The organism is Pseudomonas sp. BAY1663, assembly GCF_000582595.1.
Taxonomy (GTDB): domain Bacteria; phylum Pseudomonadota; class Gammaproteobacteria; order Pseudomonadales; family Pseudomonadaceae; genus Stutzerimonas; species Stutzerimonas stutzeri_AF.
In genome coordinates this window covers 1-23184 of the sequence record NZ_AZSV01000020.1, presented here as the reverse complement: position 1 = coordinate 23184, position 23184 = coordinate 1, and the positions used below count along the sequence as shown (strand labels likewise).

Genomic DNA, 23184 nt, shown 5'->3' with positions numbered 1-23184 from the left:
ACAAGAATCGGCACGGCGTCACATTGCACACCGTGCCCCACCCCGGACTCAGTGCTGGTTGGCTGCCTGTGCCGCCTCGATCAGATCGGCACCGATCTCGTCTTCGAACTTCTTCCATACCGGCCGCATCGCTTCGCGCCACTCGGCACGCTGCTCCGGGGTCAGCTCGATGATCTCGGTCTTGCCCGAGGCGGCGATGGCCTGCCTGGCCTTCTGGTTGAGTTCGTCGGCCTGGCGATTAACCTCGACGGTGACCTCGGCCATGATCTTCTCCAGTTCGCTGCGCACATCGTCCGGCAGGCCTTTCCAGAACGTGGTGTTGGTGATCACCATGTAGTCGATCAGGCCATGGTCGGAAGCGGTCATGTACGGCTGCACCTCGTGGACCTTCTGGCTTTCGTAGTTCGACCAGGTGTTCTCGGTACCGTTGACCACGCCGGTCTGCAGCCCCTGGTAGACCTCGGCGAAGCTCATCTTGCGCGGGTTGGCGCGCACCACCTTGAACTGCTCCTCGAGCACCGCCGAGGCCTGTACGCGGAACTTCAGCCCGCGCGCATCCTTGGGTTCGCGCAGCGGCTTGTTGGCCGACAGCTGCTTGGTGCCGTTGTGCCAGTAGGCCAGGCCGGTGATGTTCTTGTCCTCCATGGCGGTGAGCAGCGAACGCCCCTGCGGGCTGCTCTGGAAGCGGTCGGCGGCGGCCAGGTCGTCGAACAGGAACGGCAGGTCGAAGATCTGGATGGCCTTGGCGTAGTGCTCGAACTTGGCCAGCGACGGCGCCAGCATGTGCACGTCGCCGAGCAGCAGTGCCTCCATCTCCTTGCCATCGCCGAACAGCGACGAGTTCGGGTAGACCTCGACCTTGACCTTGCCCGGCAGGCGTTCCTCGGCGAGCTTCTTGAACAGCAGCGCGCCCTGCCCCTTCGGTGTGTTGTCCGCGACCACGTGGGCGAACTTGATGGTCACGGGATCAGCGGCATGGACCAGCCCGGCGATGGACAGCGAAAGCGCGCAGGCGAGTGCCTTGGCGGTGCGATTGAACATGATGAGTACCCTCTTGTTTTTGTCGGTTGGTACGTACGGCAGGCAAGGCAGCGCCTCTCAGGGCACCGCTTGCCCGGCACGTTGCAGCAGGCGGCGGGCGCGACCGACGACGGGAGCATCGACCATCTGTCCGTCCACCACGAAGACCCCGTCGCCGGACGCACCGGCGGTGAGGACGCGTCGTGCCCAGTCCAGCTCCTCGGCGCTGGGCATCAGCGTTTCATGCACCACAGCGACCTGGCTGGGGTGGATGCACAGCAGCCCGCCGAAGCCCATGTCGCGGGCATCGGCAACCGTCCGGGCGAGGCCGTGCAGGTTCTTGATATCGGGGAATACGCTGTCCAGCGGCGGCGCCAGGTCCGCCAGGCGCGAATGCAGCAGCAGCGCGTAGCGCGCTTGGTCGAGGATGCGCTCGGCGGCCGCGCTGCCGCTGGCCAGGCCCAGATCCAGGCCCAGGTCCAGCGCGCCGAAGGACAGCCGCTCGACGCCCTCGGCACTGGCGATTTCCGCCAGGCTGGCGAGCCCGCGGGCGCTCTCGACGATCGGCCATACCGGCTTGCCGCTGGCCGCCGCCAGGGCCACCTGCACCGCGCTTTCCACTTTCGGCAGCAGCACGCCGGCCACGCCGGCATGCCGTGCGCACAGCGCCAGGTCCTCGGCATGTCCGGCATGCAGCGGCGAGTTGACGCGCACCAGCACACGGGCGGCCGGATTGGCAGCAAGAAACGCGTCGAGATTGCTCCGCGCTTCGGCCTTCAGGCTCTCGGCAACGGCGTCCTCGAGGTCGACGATCACCGCGTCGGCCCCGCTCGCCAGCGCCTTGGGAATGCGTTCCGGGCGGGTCGCCGGGACGAACAGCGCGCTACGGATGATGGATGAATTCATGGCTGGCTCCTCGTCACGCTCACACCGCACCCTGCTCGTGCAGGCGCTGGATGTCACCGGGCGCATAGCCCAGCTCGGCGAGCAGCGCATCGGTGTGCTGGCCGAGCGCCGGGATCGGGTCCATGCGCGGCGCGAATGCGCTGTTGCGCGCAGGCGGCAGTAGCGCCGGCAGCCGCCCCGCGGGACTCTCCACCGCGCCCCAGGCCTGGCGCGCGGCGAGCTGTGGGTGGGCCCAGACGCCGGCCATGTTGTTGACGTGGGCGTTGGCGATCGGCGCGGCGTCCAGCCGGGCGATCACCTCCTCGGCGCTCAGCCGAGCGAAGCTCTCGACGATGATGGCGCGCAGCGCCTCGCGGTTTTCCGAACGCTTGAAGTTGGCCGAGAAGCGTTCGTCCTGCGCCAGCTCCGGCTGCAGCAGCACCTTCTCGCAGAACAGCACCCACTCGCGCTCGTTCTGCAGGCCGAGCATCACCGTGCCGCCATCGCCGGTGGGGAACGGCCCGTAGGGGTAGATGGTGGCGTGGGCGGCTCCGGCGCGCGGCGGCGGCGGCGCGCCGTCGTAGGCGTAGTACAGCGGGTAGCCCATCCACTCCACCAGGCTTTCCAGCATGGTCACGTCGACGCGGCTGCCCTCGCCGGTCCTGTCGCGCAGCATCAGCGCCGAGAGCACGCCGGTGTAGGCGTACATGCCGGCGGCGATGTCGGCGATGGAGCAACCGGCCTTGGCCATCTCGGTCTCGCCCGGTCCGCCGGTGACGGAAAGGAAGCCACCCTCGCTCTGGATCAGCAGGTCGTAGGCCTTCTTCCGCGCATAGGGCCCGCCTTCGCCGTAGCCGGAAATATCGCAGACGATCAGCCGCGGGAAGCGCTCGTGCAGCGCCTCGAACGACAGGCCCATGCGCGCCGCGGCGCCCGGTGCGAGGTTCTGCACCAGCACGTCGGCCTTGGCCAGCAACTGGTCGAGCACCTGCGCGGCGGCATCCTGCTTGACGTCCAGGCTCAGGCTTTCCTTGGAGCGGTTGGTCCAGACGAAGTGCGAGGCCAGGCCATCGACGCGCTCGTCGTAGCCACGGGCGAAGTCGCCGGAGCCGGGGCGCTCGATCTTGATCACCCGGGCGCCGAGATCGGCCAGCTGCCGCGTGCAGAACGGCGCGGCGATGGCGTGCTCGAGGCTGACCACGGTGATGCCGTCGAGCGGGCGGGGTTTGGCGGTTGTATCGTTCATATCCGGTTCCTGCAGATTCGGCGTAGGGTGGAAATCGGCGAAGCCATTTCCACGCGTTTGTTCAAGCCCCTGGGGACTCTGGCGCCACTTTGGTGGATGAGGCTTCGCCGTCATCCACCCTACGATTCAGTTCAGGCCAGCTCGTCCAGCCGCTCCAGGTCGCGCAAACGCCAGACCTTGTCGATCAATTCGCCCGCCTCGTCGGCGCTGCGCGCCCCGGAGAACTGCAGCAGGCGGCGGAACTTGTCCTCCAGTTCGGTGCGGCTCAGGGTGTTGCCCGGATCGCCCTTGGGCTCGTCGATGGCGCCGCTCAGGATGCGTCCGTCGCGGGTGCTGACCTCGACCCGGCCGAGCCAGCGCGCCGGGTAGGCGCCATCGACCTCGGGGTCGAGGACCATGCTCACTTTTTCGCGGAAGGCCGCCACGGCCGGATCGGTCAGGGCCAGGTCGCGGAACTCGGTGAGCTGCGCCTTGCCGTGCACGGCGATCAGCCCGAGCACCGTGCCCATGCTGAACTTGGCCTGGTGCACCGTCTGCGGCACGCTCACCCGCCCGAGCACGTCGATGGCGCCCTGGTGCACGCGGGTGGTGACGCTGGCGATCTCGTCGGCACGCAGGCCTTCGCGCTGCATCAGCGCCAGCAGTGCATCGGCGGCCGGGTGCGTATGGCGGCACGAGGCATGGAACTTGAACGAGGTTTCCGCCAGCGCCCAGCGCGTGCCGAGCCGATCGGACAGCCTGCTCGGGTCGGCATCGCTGGACATGCCGGCAGCCATGCCCTGCTCGCCTTCGAGGATGTTCTGCGCGCCGCTCAGGCCGTCGGCCGTGAGGTAGGCGGCGAGCAGGCCATCGGCGGCGGCCTTGGCGGTGTGCAGCTGCTTGGAGTCCGCCGCGTCACGAAGGAACTCCCACAAGCCCGCCGCTTGCGTGCCGGCGCTGCCGAGCAGGTGGGTGAACCGCTGCTGGTCGAAGTCCATCAGCTTGCCCACCGCCACCGCCGCGCCCAGGGTGCCGACCGTCGCGGTGGTGTGGAAGATGCGGTAGTGCGAGCGGCCGAGGAATTCGCCGATACGGATGCCCGCCTCGTAGCCGGCGACCGCGGCCACCAGCAGCTCGCGGCCGGACTTGCCGAGATCCTGCGCCGCCGCCAGCACGGCCGGGAACACCACGGTGGCCGGGTGCAGCACGGAGCTGTTGTGCAGGTCGTCCTGCTCCACCAGATGCGAGCTGGCGGCGTTCACCAGCGCGGCGAAGTAGGCCGAGCTGCTGCCGCCGCTGACCAGGATGCGTGCCGGCCCCTCGCTCGGCCCCATCTTCTGCGCATAGCGCTCGAACAGGGGAATCGGGTGCGAGCCGGCGCTGGCCAGCACGGAGCCGAGCCAGTCGAGGAAGAGGTCTTCGGTGCGGGCGAGCACCGGCTCGGGAATCTGCTGGTAATGCAGGCCGGCGAGGAATTCGGTCAGCGCCTGGGTGTGCTGGCTCATGCGGTCGGCTCCAGTGGGGTGGCCAATGGGTTGGATAGTTCGATCAGGTTCTGGTCGGGGTCGCGCAGGTACACCGAGCGGATCGGCCCGGTCGCGCCGGTGCGCTGCACCGGGCCTTCGATGATGGCTGCGCCTTGCCGTTCGAGGTGGGCGACGACCGCCTCCAGCGACGTGGCGACGATGAAGCAGAGGTCCGCCGAGCCCGGTGTCGGCCGCTCGGCCTTGGGTTCGAACTCGCGCCCGGCCTGGTGCAGGTTGATTTTCTGGTTGCCGAAGGCCAGCGCCTTGCGCCCTTCGCCGAAGGTCACCGCCTGCATGCCGAGCACGCGGGTGTAGAAATCCACCGTGGCCTCGATATCGGCGACGGTCAGGACCAGATGGTCGAGATGGTCGATCTGCATGGCATCACTCCTTCGCTCGGTCGTCGCAGGGTGGAAAACGACGAAGCCTTTTCCACGCGTTTGGCCGAACCCGCTCCGCTGCATCGCGGCGCCCACATGGTGGAAAACGAACGCCAGGTCTTTCCCTGCAATTGCGTCGCCTGTTGGATACGCGTGGAAAAGACCTGCGGTCGTTTTCCACCCTACGTTGCTCGTCAGAAACTGCGCGGCAGCTCGAGCAGATGCTCGGCCACGTACGACAGGATCAGGTTGGTGGAGATCGGCGCCACCTGGTACAGCCGCGTCTCGCGGAACTTGCGCTCGACGTCGTATTCGTTGGCGAAGCCGAAACCGCCGTGGGTCTGCAGGCAGGCGTTGGCGGCCTCCCAACTGGCTTTCGCCGCCAGGTACTTGGCCATGTTGGCGGCGGCACCGGCGTTACGACCGGCGTCGTATTCCTCGCAGGCGCGCCAGCGCATCAGATCGGCGGCCTCCACCTCGATATGCGCTTCGGCGATGGGGAACTGCACGCCCTGGTTCTGTCCGATCGGCCGGCCGAACACCACGCGGTCGCGAGCGTAGGCGCTGGCCTTCTCGATGAACCAGCGGCCGTCGCCGATGCACTCGGCGGCGATCAGCGTGCGCTCGGCGTTGAGCCCGTCGAGGATGTAGCGAAAGCCCTTGCCTTCCTCGCCGATCAGGCTGTTGGCCGGAATCTCCAGGTTGTCGAAGAACAGCTCGTTGGTCTCGTGGTTGACCATGTTGGCGATCGGCTGCACGGTCAGGCCGTTGCCGATGGCCTCGCGCAGGTCGACCAGGAAGATCGACATGCCCTCGGACTTGCGCGTGACCTCGGCCAGCGGCGTGGTGCGCGCCAGGAGGATCATCAGGTCCGAATGCTGGATGCGCGAGATCCATACCTTCTGGCCGTTGATGACGTACTTGTCGCCGCGCTTCACCGCGGTGGTCTTGATCTTGGTGGTGTCGGTGCCGGTGGTCGGCTCGGTGACCCCCATGGACTGCAGGCGCAGCTCGCCGCTGGCCAGCTTGGCAGGTAGTAGCGCTTCTGCTCCTCGCTGCCGTTCCTGAGCAGGGTGAACATGTTGTACATCTGCCCGTGCACGGTGCCGGAGTTGCCGCCGCAGCGGTTGACCTCCTCGAGGATCACCGACGCTTCGGCCAGCCCCAGGCCGGAGCCGCCGTATTCTTCCGGGATCATCGCCGACAGCCAGCCTGCCTGGGTCAGCGCGCTAACGAAGGCCTCGGGAAAGCCCTTCTCCTCGTCGATCTTGCGCCAGTATTCGGCGGGGAATTCGGCACAGAGGCACGCACGCCTTCGCGGATGAAATTCAGTTCTTCGGTCTTGCTCGGGGTCATCTCGGTTCCTCGCTTGTTCGGCGCGCATGGCCTCAACGGTGGACAAGGCTGCGCCGTTATCCACCCTACGCTTCGCTATTCAGTCGAATTCCACTTCGGCCTTCTGCGCCAGGCCGTTGTGGTCGCCGGCCCAGAGCTCGGCCTTGCCCGGCGCGACGATGCGCCCGCCAACCTCGAACGGCTGCGGCGCGATCAGCGGGCGCAGGCCCCGGTAGGCGAAGCGGCGCAGGCGCGCCTCGGGGTTGGCGCGACAGAAGGCGCGCAAGTTGAGGGTGGCAATCAGCGGCCCGTGCACCACCAGCCCCGGATAGCCTTCGGTTTCGGTGACGTAGGGCCAGTCGTAGTGGATGCGATGGCCGTTGAAGGTGACGGCGGAATAGCGGAACAGCAGCGTCGGGGTCGGCGATACCGCCTCGCGCCAGTCGCCGGCGACCATCGGCTCGCCACTACTGGCCTTCGGCGGGCTCGGCTCGCGGTAGACGATGTCCTGCTCTTCGCGAATGGCCAGGCGGCCGTCCTGCAGGTAGTCGTGCTGCACGGTGACGAACAGCAGCGCGCCGGTACGACCGTGCTTTTCCTCGATGTGCTTGATGGTGGAGACCCGCCGTGCCTCGCCGCTGGCTTCCAGCGGGCGGAAGAACTCGACGCGCCCCCCCGCCCACATGCGGTTGCGGTTATCCGCCGGCGGCAGGAAGCCACCGCGCGCCGGGTGACCATCCTCGCCGAGGCCGCTTTCGGCGATCGGCTCCTGGAAGAAACACCATTGCCACAGCGGTGGTAGCGCTTCGCCGTAAGCCGGGGTGGTTTCACCGAAGGTCGCAGCGATGCGCATCAGCAGGTTACGGCTGAGCTGGTCGTGGACTTCTTCGCTGCGGCCAATCCAGGCAGATAAATCGGTCATGGGAGCATTCCGGTTGTTGTCTTGTTTTGCCGAAGCATGCTACGAAGTCGGCGTTCTGAGAATTTGCATTTATCGACACCTGCGTTCGGCTAAGACGAACGCCAAACCAGAGACGAGTTCACATGCATTTCGATCTGGCCGACCTGCGCCTGTTCATCCATATCGCCGAGTCTCCCAGTCTGACCCAGGGCGCGCGCCGGGCTCATCTGTCGCCCGCAGCCGCCAGCGCGCGGATCAAGGCGCTGGAGAACCAGCTCGACAGCCGTCTGCTGTATCGCGACAGCCGCGGCGTGGAGCTGACACCGGCCGGGCAGAAGCTGTTGCAGCACGCGCGGCTGATCATGCGCCAGGTGGACTACCTGAAAAGCGAGTTCACCGAATACGGCGCCGACTCGGCCGGGCATATCCGCATCTTCGCCAACACCACCGCGGTAACCGAGTTCCTGCCGGAAGTGCTGGCGGGCTTTCTCGCCCAGCGCCCCGGAGTTACGGTGGACCTGCAGGAGCGCCTGAGTCGCGACATCGTGCGCGGCGTGCTGGATGGCAGCACCGACATGGGCATCATCGCCGGGCCGGTGCAGGCCGAGGGGCTGCAGGTGCTGCACTTCAGTACCGACCGGCTGCTGCTGGCGGTGCCGGTCGGCCATCCACTGGCCGGCCAAGCGCAGGTGACGCTGCGCCAGACCCTGGCCTATCAGCACATCGGCCTGCACGAGGGCAGCACCCTGCTGACCTTTCTGCGCGATCAGGTGGAGAAGCTCGGCGGGCAGCTTTCCCTGCGCATCCAGGTCTCCAGTTTCGAGGCGGTGTGCCGGATGATCGAGGCCGGTGTCGGCATCGGCATCATTCCCGAATCCGCCGCGCGCCGGCACAGCCGCACCATGCAACTGGCCCTGGTGACACTGGATGAGTCCTGGGCGGTACGCGAGCGCAGCATCCTGGTCCGCGAACTGGACGCCCTGCCCGGCAGCGTGCGCGCGCTGATCGCGACCCTGGCGCCGGATTCCGTCTAAGCCAGCCCTACCCGATTGCGGGTAAAGCAGTGGAATCCTCGGGCGTTCGAGCTGCCCAAGAAAGCAGCGCAAGCGGATCGGCGTTCTCCACGCGACCCTCTCGCACTCATGATTTCTCTTGTTAATCAAATGGTTATGCAGATGAAACGAACTCGCCCGGGCCGTTCGCAACTTGCCATCGCCGTCACACTTGCCTAGGGTAGTCCGTCATGAGGTCTCTAATCGCCCCCATCAGTTCGCTGCTCGCCGGCGTGGCCCTGCTCCTTCTCGGGCACGGCCTGCTCAATACCCTGCTGACGCTGCGCGGTGTCGCCGAAGGCTACTCGACGGGACTGATCGGCCTGCTGATGTCCGGCTATTTCGCCGGCTTCCTGCTCGGTACCTGGCTCGCGCCGTCGTTGATCCGGCGCATCGGTCATATCCGCACCTTCGCCTTCTACGCCGCCCTGGCCGCGGTCGCCGTGCTGCTGCACGTGCTGGTCGTCAATCCCTGGGTGTGGCTGGTGCTGCGGGTGCTCTACGGCGTCTCGCTGGTAACGCTGTACATGGTCATCGAGAGCTGGCTCAACGCCCAGGTCAGTGGCGAGAAGCGCGGCCAGGTGTTCGCCCTGTACATGGCCGTCAACCTCGGCGCCCTGGCGGCGGCCCAGCAACTGCTGAACCTCGACAGCCCGATGACCTTCACTCTCTTCGCGCTGGCGGCGATCCTCATCTGCAGCGCGCTGATGCCGATCACCCTGACCCGCCAGGCGCAGCCCAGCCTGCCGGACATGCCCGCCACCGACCTGCTGCAGCTGGCGCGCATCGCGCCCTTGCCGCTGATGGGCGCCGGCATTTCCGGGTTGGCGCTCGGCGGTTTCTGGGGCCTGGCGCCGGTGTACGCCAGCCAGGTCGGCTTCGATGCGGCCGGCGTCGGCCTGCTGATGAGCATGACCATCCTCGGCGGGGCGGTGCTGCAATGGCCGATCGGGCTGTTTTCCGACAAGCATGACCGCCGCGTGGTGATGCTCTGGGTGGTGGCCATCGCCGCGGTGCTGGCCCTGGTGGTCGCACCGATCCAGGCCGGACCGCTGCTGCTGGGGCTGATGTTCCTCTGGGGCGGCCTGGCCTTCTCGATCTATTCCATCGCCGTGGCGCAGATGGTCGATCACCTGCACCCGGACGAGATTCTGTCCGGCTCCAGCGGCCTGCTGCTGGCCAACGGCTTCGGCGCCGCGCTCGGCCCGGTGGTGGCCGGCGGCCTGATGCACCTGTTCGGCGCCGTCGCCCTGCCGCTGTTCTTCGCCGTGACGCTCTGCCTGCTGGCGCTCTATTCGTACTGGCGGCCCAAGCGCGTGGTCGATCTGGTCACCGAGCCGCACGGACACTTCACGCCGATGCTGCGCACCAGCCATACCGTGCTGGAACTGATGCCCGACACGCCCGAAACGGCCCCGGAGCAGGCGCAGACCGCGGAAGCAGACATTCTGGACGAATACCAACCGCCCCTGGAAGAGCGAGACCCGGCCCCCCAGCGAGCCAACACACCTTGAACCACGAGAGCGCAACCATGAGTGCGCTCCGCCAGCGCCACGGCTGAGCACGGCCTGGCGCCGCACCGACGACCGGGTTCGCCCGGCTACCGCCCGGTGCCCTGCAATCTGCCAATACACCCGGCCGCCCACGGCCGGATGCCGTTTGCTCGTCGGCCCAGGTCGGCGCGTCACTGCACCACTCATGGACAGGGAGACAGCGCATGCTACTTGCCACCGATCTCGATGGAACCTTTCTCGGCGGCGATCCGCAGGATCGCCTCAGCCTCTACCAGACCATCACCGCCCACCCGGACATCCAGCTCGCCTATGTCACCGGGCGCAGCCTCGAAGCCGTGCTGCCCTTGCTGGCGGACCCGACGCTGCCGCAGCCGGACTACATCATCGCCGACGTCGGCGCCAGCCTGTATCACGGCGAAACCCTGCTGCCGATCCAGCCGCTGCAGCAGCACATCGAAACCCGTTGGCCAGGCGAGACGGTCATCGCCGAAGCCTGGCGTCGTATCCCGAGCTGGTCCGCCAGGATGTGCCGCAGGCACGCCGCTGCTCCTATTTCTGCACGCCGGAACAGGCCGCCGACCCGGCCTTGAAGGCCGTCGCCGAGCAATTGGGTTGCGACCTGCTCTACTCGGCGGACCTCTACCTGGATTTTCTCCCGCGCGGCGTGAACAAGGGCAGCAGCCTGCTGCGCCTGATCGAGACCCTGGGCCTGGATCCCGAGCAGGTGCTGGTCGCCGGCGACACCCTGAACGACCTGAGCATGCTCGGCTGCGGGCTCAAGGGCGTCTGCGTCGGGCAGTCCGAGCCCGGCCTGCTGGAGCAGACGCGCAACTGCACCCGCGTGCTGCATGCCGAGGCAGCCGGTTGCGGTGGCATCATCCAGGCCTTCGCCCACTTCGGCTTCCTCGGCGAACACGGCTTCGCCGCCGAGAGCCGCAAGGCCGCCGAGCCCGGGCAGGCCGAGCTGGTCATCGTCTATCACCGCCTGCCCTATGAGGAACACCGGGTGGACGGGCGCATCCAGCGCCGCCGGCCGACATCGCCCAACGGCATCATCCCGACCCTGCTGAGCTTCTTCGCTGATGGCCGCAAGGCTCCTGGGTGGCCTGGGCCGAACACGACGAGACCGACGGCCCGTTCGACAGCCACACCACGGTCGATGCCGAGCGCTACCCACGCCTCACCGCGGCGCGCGTGCCCTTGAGCAAGGAACAGGTCGACACCTTCTACAAGCGCTTTTCCAAGGAGGCGTTCTGGCCGACCCTGCACACCTTCTGGGAGCGCGCCGCGTTCAACGAGGCCGACTGGCAGGTGTTCTTGCAGGTCAACCGCGCCTTCGCCGAGCGCACCGCCCGCGAAGCCGCCGAAGGTGCGACCGTGTGGCTGCACGATTACAACCTGTGGATGGTGCCGGCCTATCTGCGCGAGCTGCGCCCCGACCTGCGGCTGGCCTTCTTCCATCACACCTATTTCCCCTCGGCGGACGTATTCAACGTGGTGCCCTGGCGCCGGCAGATCGTCGGCAGCCTGCTGCAGTGCGACTACATCGGCTTCCATATTCCCCGCCAGGTGGAGAACTTCGTCGATGTCGCCCGCGGCGTGTTTCCACTGGAGACCCTCGCCCGGCAGAACTGCGCGCCGCGCTTCGTCATCTACGGCTGCGCCGTCGGGCTCGACAGCATGACCACCGAAGTGGACACCGGCATGCGCCGGGTCAAGCTCGGCGCGCATCCGGTGGGGCTGGACCTGGACCGGGTACGCAACGCCTTGGCACGGGAAGCGGTGCAACAGGCCATGAGCCGGCTGCGGCAGGAGCTGGCCGGCGTGCGCTTGATTCTCGCGGTGGAGCGGCTCGACTACACCAAGGGCGTGCTGGAGAAGCTTCAGGCGTTCGAAGCGATGCTGGCAGCCAACCCCGAACTGCACGGCAAGGTCACCCTGGCCAGCATATGCGTGCCGGCGGCGCAGGAAATCTCGGTCTACGACACGCTGCAGGGACAGATCGAACAGGCCGTGGGCCGCATCAATGGCCGCTTCGCCAGTATCGGCTGGACGCCGGTACAGTTCTTCTTTCGCAGCCATCCGTTCGACGAGGTGGTGGCCTGGTACGCCATGGCCGACGTCATGTGGATCACCCCGCTGCGCGACGGGCTGAACCTGGTGGCCAAGGAATTCGTCGCCACCCAGGGGCTGCTGGACGGCTGCGGCGTGCTGGTGCTCTCGGAGTTCGCCGGTGCCGCGGCGGAACTCAAGGGCGCACTCCTGACCAATCCGCACGACACGGCCGATCTCGCCGCAACCTGCTATCTGGCGCTGAACATGCCGAAAAGCGAAGCCCGCGCGCGGCTGCGCGAGCTGTACGGCATCGTCAGCTTCAACGATATTCGCCGCTGGGGCGATGAATTCCTCGGCTCGCTGCAGCAGCAGCCATTGCCGGCCGAGGCGATCGAAGTTTGAGCGCCGGCGACCGGGCGGCCAACGCCCGGTCCAGCCGGCGGCGGCGCAGCGCCCCCCTCAATATTCCACCTTGCCCCGCCCGGCCTTGATCGCCCCGCGCTTGCTCTTGCCCTCCAGCCGGCGCTTCTTGGAGCCCAGCGTCGGCCTGGTCGGACGCCGCGCCTTCTCGACCTTGGCGACGCTGCGGATCAGCTCGGCCAGGCGCTCCAGCGCATCGGCGCGGTTCTGCTCCTGGGTGCGGTAACGCTGCGCCTTGATGATGACCACGCCCTCGCGGGTGATCCGGCTGTCGCGCAGGGCCAGCAGGCGCTCCTTGTAGAACGGCGGCAACGACGAGGCATTGATGTCGAAGCGCAGGTGCAGCGCGCTGGAAACCTTGTTGACGTTCTGCCCGCCGGCGCCCTGGGCGCGGATGGCGGTCAGTTCGATTTCGGCATCCGGCAACTGAACGGAATTGGCGATTTCCAGCATGGCAGCTCGTCGCGAGGATCAGGCCCGGCATTGTCGTATGTCTCGGCAATTACGACATGTTTTTAATTGAATTTCGCCGCATGTGCGCAGAAGCATTGGGCTAAGGTAAAACCCCGCTTCGAACGGACCGCTCCATGGATTCGATCACCCAGGCCGTACTCGGCGCCAGCGTCCAGGCCGCCCTGCTCGGCCGCTGGCAGGGCCGCAAGGCGTTGCTCTACGGCGCCCTGCTCGGCACGCTCCCCGATCTCGACGTGGTCATCGACTACGGCGATGCCGTGGCCAACATGACCTATCACCGCGGCTTCAGCCATTCGCTGCTGGTGGTCAGCCTGGCCGCCGCGCTGCTGGCCTGGCTGGCCAGGCGCTGGCGCCCCCACCCGGGCTATTCCGGCGGACGTCTGTTCCTCACACTCTGGCTGGTGCTGGTGACCCACGTGCTGCTGGACGCCTTCACCAGTTTCGGCACCCAGCTGCTATGGCCCCTGCACACATCGCCGGTCGCCTGGTCGAGCATCTTCATCATCGATCCGCTGTACAGCGTGCCGCTACTGCTGGCGGTGCTGGCCGGCACGCTGTTCGGCCTGCACGGACGGATCGCGCGCTGGCCACTGCTGGCGCTGGTGGTTTCCTCGCTGTACCTGGGCTTCACCCTGGCCGGCAAGCAGATGGCCGAGCAGCGCGTACGGGACATCATGGCCCGGGACGGCATCCGGGCCGAACGCCTGTTCAGCACGCCGACGCCGTTCAACAGCCTGTTGTGGCGGGTGATCGTGGTGGACGGCGAGTTCTATCACGAGGCACTGGTCAGCTGGCTGGACGACGGCCCGCCGGAGCTGGTGCGCCTTCCGCGCGGCGGCCATCTGGCCGCGGCCTTGCGGGACTCGCCACAACACGCGCGGCTGCGCTGGTTCACCGGCGATGTGTTGCGCTACGACGAAAGCGCTGGCCGCCTGCTGGTCACCGACCTGCGCCTGGGCATGACCGGCTTCCATCCCTTCCGTTTCCCCCTGGCCGAACGCACGGAAAACGGCTGGCAACCGATCGCTCGGCCGGAACGCCTGCCGGCCGAGCGCGGCGACCTGGATCGCCTGCGGCAGATCTGGACACGCATCTGGCGACAGTATCCGCCGCTACCGCTGGCAGCCTGGGCGGCGGAACTGGACGGCAAGCGCTGAGGCAGAGCGAGCCCGGGCAGGCTCGCCCTTTTTCGCTCAGGTACGAAATTGCCGGACCAGCTCCTGCAGCTCGACGCCGAGCCGCGCCAGCTCGGCACTGGCCCCGGCCGTCTGCTCGGTGGCACTGGCACTCTGATCGCCGATGTCGCGCACGCGGGTCACGCTCTCGGAAATGTTCTCCGCAACCGCGCTCTGCTGCTCGGCCGCCGCGGCGATCTGCTGGTTCATCTGCTCGATGGTGGAAACCGACTCGGTGATACGCCCCAGGGCGACGCCGGCCTCATTGGCCAGATCCACCGTGCGCTGGGTGAGATCGCGGCTGTTCTGCATCTGCTCGACAGCCTGCTGCGCGACCCGCTGCAGGTTGCCGATCAGGCCTTCGATCTCTTCGGTGGAATCGTGGGTGCGCCGCGCCAACGCGCGTACCTCGTCGGCCACCACGGCGAAACCACGGCCCTGCTCGCCGGCCCGGGCCGCCTCGATGGCCGCGTTGAGGGCCAGCAGGTTGGTCTGTTCGGCGACCGCACGGATCACTTCCAGCACACTGCCGATGCGCCCGCTTTCGGCATGCAGCGCTTCGATGGCATGCGCCGACTGGTCGACCTCGCCGGCCAGGTTGCCGATCTGGCCGACGGCATCCTGCACCACCCGATCGCCCTGGCGCGCCTGCTGATCGGCCTGGCGCGCGGCAGTCGAGGCCTGTTCGGCGTTGCGCGCCACCTCCTGCACCGTGGCCGCCATTTCGTGCATGGCCGTTGCGACCTGCTCGGTCTCCAGCCGCTGGGTCTGCACACCGGCACTGGTCTGCGCGGTAACGGCGGAAAGTTGCTCGGCCGCCGCCGCAATCTGGCTGACGCCCCCACCGATACGCCCGATCAGGGCCCGCAGGCTTTCGGTCATGCTGTGCATGGCGTTCTGCAACTGGCCCACCTCATCACGCCGCGTGCTCGCCTGGGAATACGTCAGGTCCCCGCCGGCCACGCGCTGGGCCTGCTGCACGGTCGCACGCAGCGGTCCGACGATCATCCGCGAGATCGACACCGCTGCCAGCAGCCCGATGCAGATCGCCAACGCACCGATGACGGCCAGTAGCGTATAGGTGCTGCGGCGCTGCTGCTCCATGGCGGCAGTCGCGCTGGCCAACGCCTCGCCGGCGGCATCGATCACCACCTCCGCTTGCTGGTCCATCGAGCGCTCCAGCGCGAGGCGCTTGTCGCGATTCTGGCGGAACTCAGCGAAGGCGGCACGGTAGTTCTCGAGTTCGGCCAGCGCCTTGTCCATCGAAGCCTGCTGGTCATCGCCCAGCCAGACCTTCAGATTGCTACCGACAGCCGCCACGTTGTCGTGCAGCTCCTGCCAGCTCTTGACCGCAGCATCGGAGCTGTTGCCGACATAGACATTCTCCAGGGTGCGCATGTCGAGAATCTGCTTGGTCAGCCCCGAGGTGGCCTCGGCGATGGTCAGCGGATCGCTGCCCTTCAGGCGATCCCCCTCCAGCCGCAGGACGCGCACCGCATCGTACATATCGAGTTCGATGAATTCGAACTCCTCGCGGCTGACCTGAGCGGCGTTCTGCATCTGCGTGCGCAACGCGACACCCCGCTGGATCAACTCGCCGTATTCATCGAATTGCCGCCCGTACTCGTCCGCGGCCTGGCGAATCCGCGCCAGGTAGGCGTGCTCCACGTTGCCGGAACTGGCGGCCAGCGCGACCAGCTCGTCGTCGAGCTGTTGCAGTGACTTGCGCAGCCCATCGGCCGAGGCCTGCTGACGCGTCAGCGCATAGTCACGCTCGTTTCCCCGCGCCGCGAGAATGGAGGCGTTGAGCGTGGAAAACTGATTGATCTGGCTCGCCCGCCCGAGGATTTCGTCGACGGCGATAAAGCCGGTACCGGCCACGCCCAGGGTCAGCAGCAGTACCACGCCAAAGCCGTAGATCAGCTTCTTGCCGACCGGGATGTTGGTGAAGAAATTCAGCACTGATTCCATCGAAAACATTCCACAAATGAAGGGCACCCCAGGTGAGTCGGCAAAGATTACTAATAGTTGAGTAATTAAACAGGATTTTTTGGCGCCTTAAGACTGACGGCCTGGACATACCCGATGCATCGAAGCGGTGCAGTCTCTTTCGGATGCTGGCAAAGCGCCCCAGCGCAGCGCAGCGATGCTTCTGCAGCACACCAAAAACAACAGTATCCATATGATTTATGGATAATTTTATGAATTGGCAAGCATCCTGCTTTGAGAGCCTCACCCTGATTACTGCAATCAGGTTTCCAGGACGAGGGCCCACCCTCGCGTACCGACACAGGGAGTCAAAGCATGTTCAAAAAACTCACAGTGGCAGTTGCCGCAGCGTCCGCAATGGGCTTCAGCGCCTTGGCCGTCAGCGAGACGGTGCCCTCTCCACTCGGCGATTTCGACGTCAGCATGACCGCCACTCTGGCCAGCGATTACATCTGGCGCGGCCAATCGCAGACCGCTGGCGAAACCGCTATCCAAGGCAGCCTGGACGTCGCACACGAAAGCGGTCTGTATGCCGGGATCTGGGCCTCGAACGTCGACGATGCGGCGTTCCCGGGCAACACCAGCGGCGCCGACATCGAAGTCGACTACTACGTCGGCTACGGCTATGGCTTCACCGATGACATCTCCGCCGACCTGCAGCTGGCCAAGTACGCCTATCCGCAGGCCAGCGAGTGGAACAGCTACGAAATCATCCCGAGCATCACCGCCTACGGCTTCACCCTGGGCTACAAGTACGGCGTCGAGACCGGCGTGCACCCGTCCTACACCTGGGCCGGCTACGAATACGAGCTGCCCTACGAAACGACCCTGTTCGCCAGCTACGGCTACACCGATGCAAAGGCCGGTGGCGAGGACTACAACGACTGGGCCGTCGGCGTGGGCAAGACCCTCTTCGGCCTGGACGTGACGCTGACCTATACCGACACCGACATCGCCTCGGCGGATTGCGAAGCCACCTATGGCAAGGACGACTACTGCGACTCCAACCTGACCGTCGCGGTCTCCAAGTCCTTCTGACCGGGTGCCGGCCGTCGCGAGACGGCCGGGCCAAGCAAACCTTTGGTTTTGAACCGCTCCAACGGGGCGGTTTTTTTAGGCCATGTCTCGCTTGCCACTGCATAGGTTGCAGGTTGGCTCGGGGCGCATAGCCTGAGGCGCGTAGGTTGGGTTGAGGAGCAAAGCGACGAAGCCCAACACGTTCGTGTCGATTCCAGTTGGGCTTCGCTGCGCTCAGCGCCAGCCTATCGGCGCATACCCCATCGGGCTAGTCCAGTAACCCGGCATCGCCTTTTTATGACTCCGTTCCGCTCAGTGCTGCAGGTGCCCATACAGCCGGGCGTACAGGCCGCCCTCGGCGATCAGTTGCTGGTGATCACCTTCCTCCGCGATCCGTCCACCATCGAATACCAGAACCCGGTCGGCCTGCTTCACCGCCGACAGACGGTGGGCGATGATCAGTGTCGTGCGGCCTCTAAGGAAACGGTTCAATTCCTGGTGCAGGGCGTATTCGGTAGCCGCATCCAACGCCGAGGTGGCTTCGTCCAGGATCACCACCTTCGGCTCGGAAAGCACCATGCGCGCGACCGCCAGCCGCTGGCGCTGGCCACCGGACAAGCGCACGCCAGAACGCCCAACCACACTGTCCAGTCCGTTCGGCAACTGGCGAATGGTCTCCGCCAGCTGGGCGATTTCCAGGGCGTGCCAGCAGAGCGCGTCGTCCCGCTCACGCCCCATGGTCAGGTTGGCGCGCACGGTGTCGTTGAACAGCGCCGGATGCTGCAGCACGACGGCGACATTGTCGCGCACCGTGTTCAAGCCGATCTCCTCCAGCGGCACGCCGCCGAAGCGAATCTGCCCGGCCTGTGGCTGGTAGAGCCCCAGCAACAACTGCACCAGCGTACTCTTGCCACCGCCGCTGGCGCCGACGACGGCAACCTTCTCCCCGGGCGCGATGCTGAGGTCCAGGCCTTCGAGAACCGGCTCGTCCTGGTAGGCGAACTGCAAGCCATGCACGTCGATGGCGACAGTCGACTGGCCGGCAAACGGATCGCGGCCACCGGCATACTGCGGTTCGTCGGCCCGGGCCAGCAACTGGTTGATCCGCCCCAGCGCACCGCCGGCCGCGTAGAAGGCATATTGCAGGCTGAGCAGTTGCTCCACCGGGCCGATCATGAACCAGAGGTAACTGAATACCGCGAGCATCTGGCCGATGGAGAGATCGGAAAACAGCACGGTCAGCATTGCCGCCGCGCGGAACACATCGATGCCGAACTGGAACAGCAAACCACTGGCGCGATTGGAAGCGTCGGTCTTCCACTGCGAGGCCACCGCGTAATCGCGCACTTCGCGGGCGCGCAGCCCGAGACGGCCAAGGAAGAAGCCCTGGCGATTGCCGGCGCGGACCTCCTGGATCGCGTCAAGGGTCTCGGTGAGTGCCTGGGTGAAGCGCGAGGTGCTGTCGTTCTCCAGCTTCTTCAGGTACTTGACGCGCTTGCCCAGTTGCACCGTGGCGTAGATAACCAGCGGATTGAACAGCAGGATCAGCAGCGCCAATTGCCAGTGCATCCAGACCAGGATGGCGGCCGTGCCGATGATCGACAGCAGCGCCACCAGGAAGCGGCTGAGGGTTTCCCCGATGAACTTGTCGATGGTTTCCAGATCGGTGACCAGATGCGTTGCCACCGTGCCGCCACCCAGGCTCTCGTACTCCGCCAGTGCGATGCGCTTGAGCCGCTCGATCAGACGGATCCGAATGCGATAGACGATGTCCTTGGACAGCCGGGCGAACAGGCGCGCCTGCAGTACGTTGAACACCAGCGCCGAGAGACGCAGCAGCAGCGTGATGCAGAGCATCAGGCCGATATAGCCAGCCGCGGTCTCCCAGCCGCTGGGCAGGAAGCGATCCATGACCTGCAGCGCGGCATCTCCTTCGCCCAGCAGCACCTCGTCCACCAGCAACGGCAGCAACAGGGGAATCGGCACACTGCACAGGGTCGCCAGCACCGCGATCAGGTTAGCCAGGAGCAGCGCCTTGCGATGATGCAGTGCGAGCCGGCGGATCTCCGCCCAACTGAGCCGGTCAGGCATGGGTATTGTGCTCCAGCCAGCGCCCCAGCAACGGGGCCAGAACCGATAATGGCTGGTAACCGTTGGTCAGCAATGCCAGCCGTCCCCCGCCCTCGGCCAGCAGGTCGGGAAGCCGGCGATCCCGAGATTTTCCACCCAGGCGAAATCGGCCGCCGTGGCCGCCCTCGCCTCCTGGGAGTCGTAATGCTCGGCGAACCTGCCGCGCGGTATACCGGCCGCTTCGGCCAGCTCCACCAGCAGCGAGGGCTGCGTCACGTCGCGGCCTTGCCCATAGAACGCCTGCTGGATCAGCGTTGCCAGCGGCCAGACGCGGGCCTGGTCGATACCGCGTGCCGCCACCAGTGCCCGGCAGGCGGGTTCGGTGTCATAGACCAGGCCCTCCGGCAGCCCCGCGACAAGATTGAACGGCTGGCCGGTAGCGGCACGCACCGCCTGCCAGTAGGAGAGCGTCCGCGCGCGCCCGCTCTGGTCCATAGCCGCCCGCTCGCGGCGCAGCCCACCGACCACCCATTCCAATTGCACGCCCTGCGCCCCGGCCTGCTCGGCCAGCTCCTGCAGCACCGGTGCGAACCCCCAGCACCAGGAGCACATGGGGTCCATCACGTAAATCAGTCGAGCCACTTCGATACTCCACTACTCGGCGCATGCGGCCTGCTCAGCGCTCCAGCTCCCGGGGGTCGCGTCCGATGGGATGCGGCTGGTTGCGCTGGCGGGCCAGCTCGATCTGCTTCTGTCGCTCGCGAGCACTGGCCCGGGTCTTCTCGCTCAGGGTATTCCAGCAGTGCGGACAGCTGATACCCGGAGCGTAGTGCTCGGATTGCCGATCCGCCACGGAAACCGGGGAGCGACAGGCGTGGCACAGATCGAAATCGCCGGTGCTCAGGTCGTGCCGTACGGTGACCCGATTGTCGAACACGAAGCAGTCGCCCCGCCAGCGACTCTGCGCCTCGGGCACCTCCTCCAGATACTTGAGGATGCCGCCCTTGAGGTGATAGACCTCTTCGAACCCTTCACCGAGCATATAGCTCGATGCCTTCTCGCAACGGATACCGCCGGTGCAGAACATCGCCACCTTCTTGTGCCTGGTCGGATCGTAGTGCGCCTTGATGTAGGCGGGAAACTCGCGGAACGAGCGGGTCTTCGGATCGACCGCACCGTCGAAGGTGCCGATGGCCACCTCGTAGTCGTTGCGCGTATCGATCAGCAGCACCTCCGGATCGGCGATCAGGGCGTTCCAGTCCTGCGGTTCGACATAGGTACCGACGCGCTGGTTGGGATCGACCCCGACCACGCCCAAGGTGACGATCTCCTTCTTCAACTTGACCTTGGTGCGGTAGAACGGCTGTTCGTCGCAGTAGGATTCCTTGTGATCGATATCGGCCAGTCGCGCATCACGCCGAAACCAGGCGAGCAGCGCATCGATCGCCTGGCGAGTGCCGGACACGGTGCCGTTGATCCCCTCTTCGGCCAGTAGCAGCGTGCCTTTGATGTCGTTGTCGCTGAGTATTTCGAGCAGGGGCTCACGCAACGCGACGTAGTCCGGTAGGGACACGAACTTGTACAACGCTGCGACGACGATCTTCTGTGTCATGGGTATGTCCACCAGTGGTCGCCCGCGTAAAGGGCGGACCGGATACAAACGAAAGCGCCGGCAACGGCCGGCGCGAGGAAAAGTCTAACAAACAAGGCACAACGGGCGCGCGGGCGGTAAGCTGGTCCCGTCTATTTATGCCCGCCGGCGCAGACGGGCGAGGATGGCACCGCAGTTTGCTGGCGCCACTCCTCCGGTGTGTAGGTATGCAGCGCTAGTGCGTGGATCTGCTGCATCAGCGCCCCCATCGCGGCATAGGCCTTCTGGTGGCGCTTGACCGAATTCAAGCCGGCGAATTGCGGGCTGACGATCACGGCCTTGTAGTGGGTTTCCTGCCCCCGGCTGTGCATGTGGCTTTCATCGAACACTTCGAGGTGCTCGGGCTGGAGTGCTTGCAGGGCGTCTTGGATCGAATCGAGTTTGGGCATGCCTGGCTCTCTCAAGGCTTCTGGGTATCGAGTTCGGCCGTCATGTCGGCCAGCAGCTGGTTCACTTCCGGCACAGCGGCTTCCAGTTTCGCCTGGGTCAGCTGCGCCGAACGGGCATTGAGCTCCGGCAGCTTGGCGAGCATCTTCTTGCCCAACGGCGATTGATAGAAGTCGATCAGCTGGTTCAATTCAGGCTCGGAAAACTGGCTGGTATAGAGCGCGACCAGATCAGGTTTCAGCTTGTCCCAGCCGATGGCTTTGTCCAACGCCGCATCGGCCTTGGCCTGGTAGCGCTCGAGCAGCGCCCTCTTGCTCCCCGGCGCCTGGGCTTCGGCAAAGCGCTGCGCGAACATTTGCTGGACCTGGGCATAAACCGGCACCGCGAGGCGCTCGGCATTCGCCAATTGGAGGAAGCGCTCGGCACTGTCAGCGTGGGTTGCATTGTCGGCCATCGACGAAACGGCGATACAGCTGAGGGCAAATGCGCAGCAAAAACGGAAGGTACGGTGCGTGGACATTGGAAATACCTTGGATGGGCGATAGGTAGCCCTCAATGGACACATTCTGCGCCTGGAGTTCCAATGGCTCAAGCAACGGGCTGCAACACCACGGAACCCCCAGTGTCGTAACGCAGCCTAAACAAGTAATTCGAACCATGGAGCAACGGCATGACACGTACCGAGACCGACAGCCTGGGCCCAGTAGAGGTGCCGGAACAGGCTTACTGGGGTGCCCAGACCCAACGCTCGCTGAGCAACTTTGCAATCGGTGGCGAACGCATGCCGATCGAAGTGATGCATGCCCTGGCTCTGATCAAGAAAGCAGCAGCACGGGTTAACAACCGCATCGGAGACCTGCAGCCCGATATTTCCCGCTTGATCGAACAGGCCGCCGACGAGGTGTTGCATGGCCAGCACGACGATCAGTTCCCATTGGTGGTCTGGCAGACAGGCAGTGGCACGCAGAGCAACATGAACGTCAATGAAGTGATAGCAGGGCGCGCCAACGAACTGGCTGGAGGCAGCAAGGGCGGCAAAAGCCCCGTGCACCCCAACGATCACGTCAATCGTGCGCAGAGCTCCAACGACTGCTTCCCTACCGCGATGCATATCGCCACCGCCAAGGCCATCCATGCCGATCTCTTGCCGGCGTTATCCGAGCTGTCCGGTGGGCTCGCCGAGCAAGCCGCGCGCCATAACAAGCTGATCAAGACTGGGCGGACCCATATGATGGACGCCACCCCGATCACCTTCGGCCAGGAACTCTCGGCCTTCGTAGCCCAGCTCGACATCGCCGAACGGGCGATCCGTCAGAGCCTGCCGGCTGTCTATGAACTGGCCCAAGGCGGCACGGCCGTCGGCACCGGGCTGAATGCCCCGCACGGTTTCGCCGAAGCCATCGCTGCGGAACTGGCAGCTCTTTCAGGGCTTCCCTTCGTCAGCGCGCCCAACAAATTCGCCGCATTGGCTGGGCATGAGCCCTTGGTCGCGCTTTCCGGGGCCTTGAAGACCCTGGCCGTGGCCCTGATGAAACTGGCCAATGATTTGCGCTTGCTGGGTTCCGGGCCTCGCGGCGGCTTCGCCGAAGTGAAACTGCCGGCCAACGAGCCCGGCAGCTCGATCATGCCCGGCAAGGTCAACCCGACCCAGTGCGAGGCGTTGTCGATGCTTGCCTGCCAGGTCATGGGCAACGATATGACCATCGGTTTCGCGGCAAGCCAGGGGCATTTGCAGCTCAATGTGTTCAAACCGGTGATCGCCCATAACCTGCTGCAGTCGATCCGATTGCTGGCTGATGGCTGCCGCAACTTCAATACCCACTGCATAGCGGGACTCGAACCAGACCCTGCGCGTATGGCTGAACATCTGGAACGAGGTTTGATGCTGGTAACCGCCCTGAATCCCCACATCGGCTACGACAAGGCAGCGGAAATCGCCAAGAAGGCTTATGCAGAGGGCAGTACCCTGCGCGAAGCGGCATTGGAACTCGGCTACCTGACCAACGATGAATTCGAACAATGGGTTCGTCCGGAAACCATGCTGGAGTCAGGGCAACGAGGATGACCTGAATCGACTGATAAACCAGTCATTCAGCGGGGCTGGAGCG

The 23184-nt window shown here is 65.6% G+C and carries 18 protein-coding genes and 4 pseudogenes; 7 read left to right on the top strand and 15 right to left on the bottom strand.

Translation table 11 applies throughout. The annotated features are described in order from the left end of the window. Positions 1-48: 48 nt before the first annotated feature. From BAY1663_RS08220 to BAY1663_RS08190, 7 genes and pseudogenes are all read right to left on the bottom strand, one after another. Complete coding sequence (locus BAY1663_RS08220; protein ID WP_037039409.1) at positions 49-1041, bottom strand: TRAP transporter substrate-binding protein; 993 nt, start codon at positions 1039-1041, stop codon at positions 49-51. Positions 1042-1098: 57 nt separating this feature from the next. Continuing rightward, a complete protein-coding gene (locus tag BAY1663_RS08215; protein ID WP_037039408.1) occupies positions 1099-1926 on the bottom strand; it encodes a CoA ester lyase in 828 nt (275 codons plus the stop codon). A gap of 19 nt (positions 1927-1945) precedes the next feature. Beyond that, positions 1946-3151 carry a CaiB/BaiF CoA-transferase family protein gene (locus BAY1663_RS08210; RefSeq protein WP_037039406.1) on the bottom strand — a complete coding sequence of 402 codons (1206 nt, stop codon included), beginning with the start codon at positions 3149-3151 and terminating at the stop codon, positions 1946-1948. Between the two features lie 131 nt (positions 3152-3282). Beyond that, complete coding sequence (locus tag BAY1663_RS08205; RefSeq protein ID WP_037039403.1) at positions 3283-4635, bottom strand: MmgE/PrpD family protein; 1353 nt, start codon at positions 4633-4635, stop codon at positions 3283-3285. Next, positions 4632-5036 carry a VOC family protein gene (locus tag BAY1663_RS08200; RefSeq protein WP_037039401.1) on the bottom strand — a complete coding sequence of 135 codons (405 nt, stop codon included), beginning with the start codon at positions 5034-5036 and terminating at the stop codon, positions 4632-4634. The genes BAY1663_RS08205 and BAY1663_RS08200 overlap by 4 nt, the downstream gene beginning before the upstream one ends. Positions 5037-5230: 194 nt before the next feature. Continuing rightward, positions 5231-6392: pseudogene (locus BAY1663_RS08195) on the bottom strand (acyl-CoA dehydrogenase family protein). A gap of 79 nt (positions 6393-6471) precedes the next feature. Continuing rightward, positions 6472-7293, bottom strand: coding sequence for a MaoC family dehydratase N-terminal domain-containing protein (locus BAY1663_RS08190; RefSeq protein WP_037039399.1), 822 nt, complete (start codon positions 7291-7293; stop codon positions 6472-6474). A 122-nt stretch (positions 7294-7415) separates the two neighbouring features. On the opposite strand from BAY1663_RS08190, the gene BAY1663_RS08185 reads away from it, so the two are divergent. From BAY1663_RS08185 to ggpS, 4 genes and pseudogenes are all read left to right on the top strand, one after another. Beyond that, positions 7416-8306: a LysR family transcriptional regulator gene (locus BAY1663_RS08185; RefSeq protein WP_037039396.1), complete on the top strand. Its 891-nt coding sequence runs from the start codon at positions 7416-7418 to the stop codon at positions 8304-8306. Positions 8307-8515: 209 nt separating this feature from the next. Continuing rightward, positions 8516-9838, top strand: coding sequence for an MFS transporter (locus tag BAY1663_RS08180; protein WP_037039394.1), 1323 nt, complete (start codon positions 8516-8518; stop codon positions 9836-9838). Between the two features lie 203 nt (positions 9839-10041). Continuing rightward, positions 10042-11042 (top strand): annotated as a pseudogene (locus BAY1663_RS25105) (HAD-IIB family hydrolase). Further along, positions 10940-12295: a glucosylglycerol-phosphate synthase gene (gene ggpS / locus BAY1663_RS25100; protein ID WP_256206613.1), complete on the top strand. Its 1356-nt coding sequence runs from the start codon at positions 10940-10942 to the stop codon at positions 12293-12295. The pseudogene BAY1663_RS25105 and the gene ggpS overlap by 103 nt, the downstream one beginning before the upstream one ends. Before the next feature lie 57 nt (positions 12296-12352). Here ggpS and arfB read toward each other — a convergent pair whose 3' ends face one another. Then, a complete protein-coding gene (arfB, locus tag BAY1663_RS08170) occupies positions 12353-12766 on the bottom strand; it encodes an alternative ribosome rescue aminoacyl-tRNA hydrolase ArfB (RefSeq protein ID WP_037039392.1) in 414 nt (137 codons plus the stop codon). A gap of 134 nt (positions 12767-12900) precedes the next feature. Between arfB and BAY1663_RS08165 the strand changes: the two genes are divergently transcribed. Continuing rightward, the gene (locus BAY1663_RS08165) at positions 12901-13944 is read left to right on the top strand and encodes a metal-dependent hydrolase (RefSeq protein ID WP_037039390.1); all 1044 of its coding nucleotides are present in this window, start codon (positions 12901-12903) and stop codon (positions 13942-13944) included. A gap of 36 nt (positions 13945-13980) precedes the next feature. On the opposite strand, the gene BAY1663_RS25870 is transcribed toward BAY1663_RS08165, so the two are convergent. Continuing rightward, positions 13981-14694 carry a methyl-accepting chemotaxis protein gene (locus BAY1663_RS25870; protein ID WP_371257597.1) on the bottom strand — a complete coding sequence of 238 codons (714 nt, stop codon included), beginning with the start codon at positions 14692-14694 and terminating at the stop codon, positions 13981-13983. Positions 14695-14835: 141 nt separating this feature from the next. Beyond that, positions 14836-15933 (bottom strand): annotated as a pseudogene (locus BAY1663_RS25865) (HAMP domain-containing protein); the annotation flags it as partial. Between the two features lie 333 nt (positions 15934-16266). Here BAY1663_RS25865 and BAY1663_RS08155 point away from each other — a divergent pair. Next, a complete protein-coding gene (locus BAY1663_RS08155; protein WP_037039385.1) occupies positions 16267-16989 on the top strand; it encodes a TorF family putative porin in 723 nt (240 codons plus the stop codon). Between the two features lie 291 nt (positions 16990-17280). Here the strand turns inward: BAY1663_RS08155 and BAY1663_RS08150 are convergent, their stop codons facing one another. From BAY1663_RS08150 to BAY1663_RS08130, 5 genes and pseudogenes are all read right to left on the bottom strand, one after another. Further along, positions 17281-19059, bottom strand: coding sequence for an ABC transporter ATP-binding protein (locus BAY1663_RS08150; RefSeq protein WP_037039383.1), 1779 nt, complete (start codon positions 19057-19059; stop codon positions 17281-17283). Beyond that, positions 19052-19650, bottom strand: a pseudogene (locus BAY1663_RS08145) (DsbA family protein). Before BAY1663_RS08145 ends, BAY1663_RS08150 begins: the two are co-directional and overlap by 8 nt. Before the next feature lie 64 nt (positions 19651-19714). Continuing rightward, a complete protein-coding gene (locus BAY1663_RS08140; RefSeq protein ID WP_037039380.1) occupies positions 19715-20650 on the bottom strand; it encodes a rhodanese-related sulfurtransferase in 936 nt (311 codons plus the stop codon). 131 nt (positions 20651-20781) lie between these two features. Continuing rightward, positions 20782-21078 carry a BolA family transcriptional regulator gene (locus BAY1663_RS08135; RefSeq protein WP_037039378.1) on the bottom strand — a complete coding sequence of 99 codons (297 nt, stop codon included), beginning with the start codon at positions 21076-21078 and terminating at the stop codon, positions 20782-20784. 11 nt (positions 21079-21089) lie between these two features. Next, positions 21090-21596 carry a DUF2059 domain-containing protein gene (locus tag BAY1663_RS08130; RefSeq protein ID WP_037039375.1) on the bottom strand — a complete coding sequence of 169 codons (507 nt, stop codon included), beginning with the start codon at positions 21594-21596 and terminating at the stop codon, positions 21090-21092. Positions 21597-21746: 150 nt separating this feature from the next. On the opposite strand from BAY1663_RS08130, the gene BAY1663_RS08125 reads away from it, so the two are divergent. After that, positions 21747-23141, top strand: coding sequence for a class II fumarate hydratase (locus BAY1663_RS08125; protein ID WP_037039373.1), 1395 nt, complete (start codon positions 21747-21749; stop codon positions 23139-23141). The last annotated feature ends 43 nt before the right edge of the window (positions 23142-23184 follow it).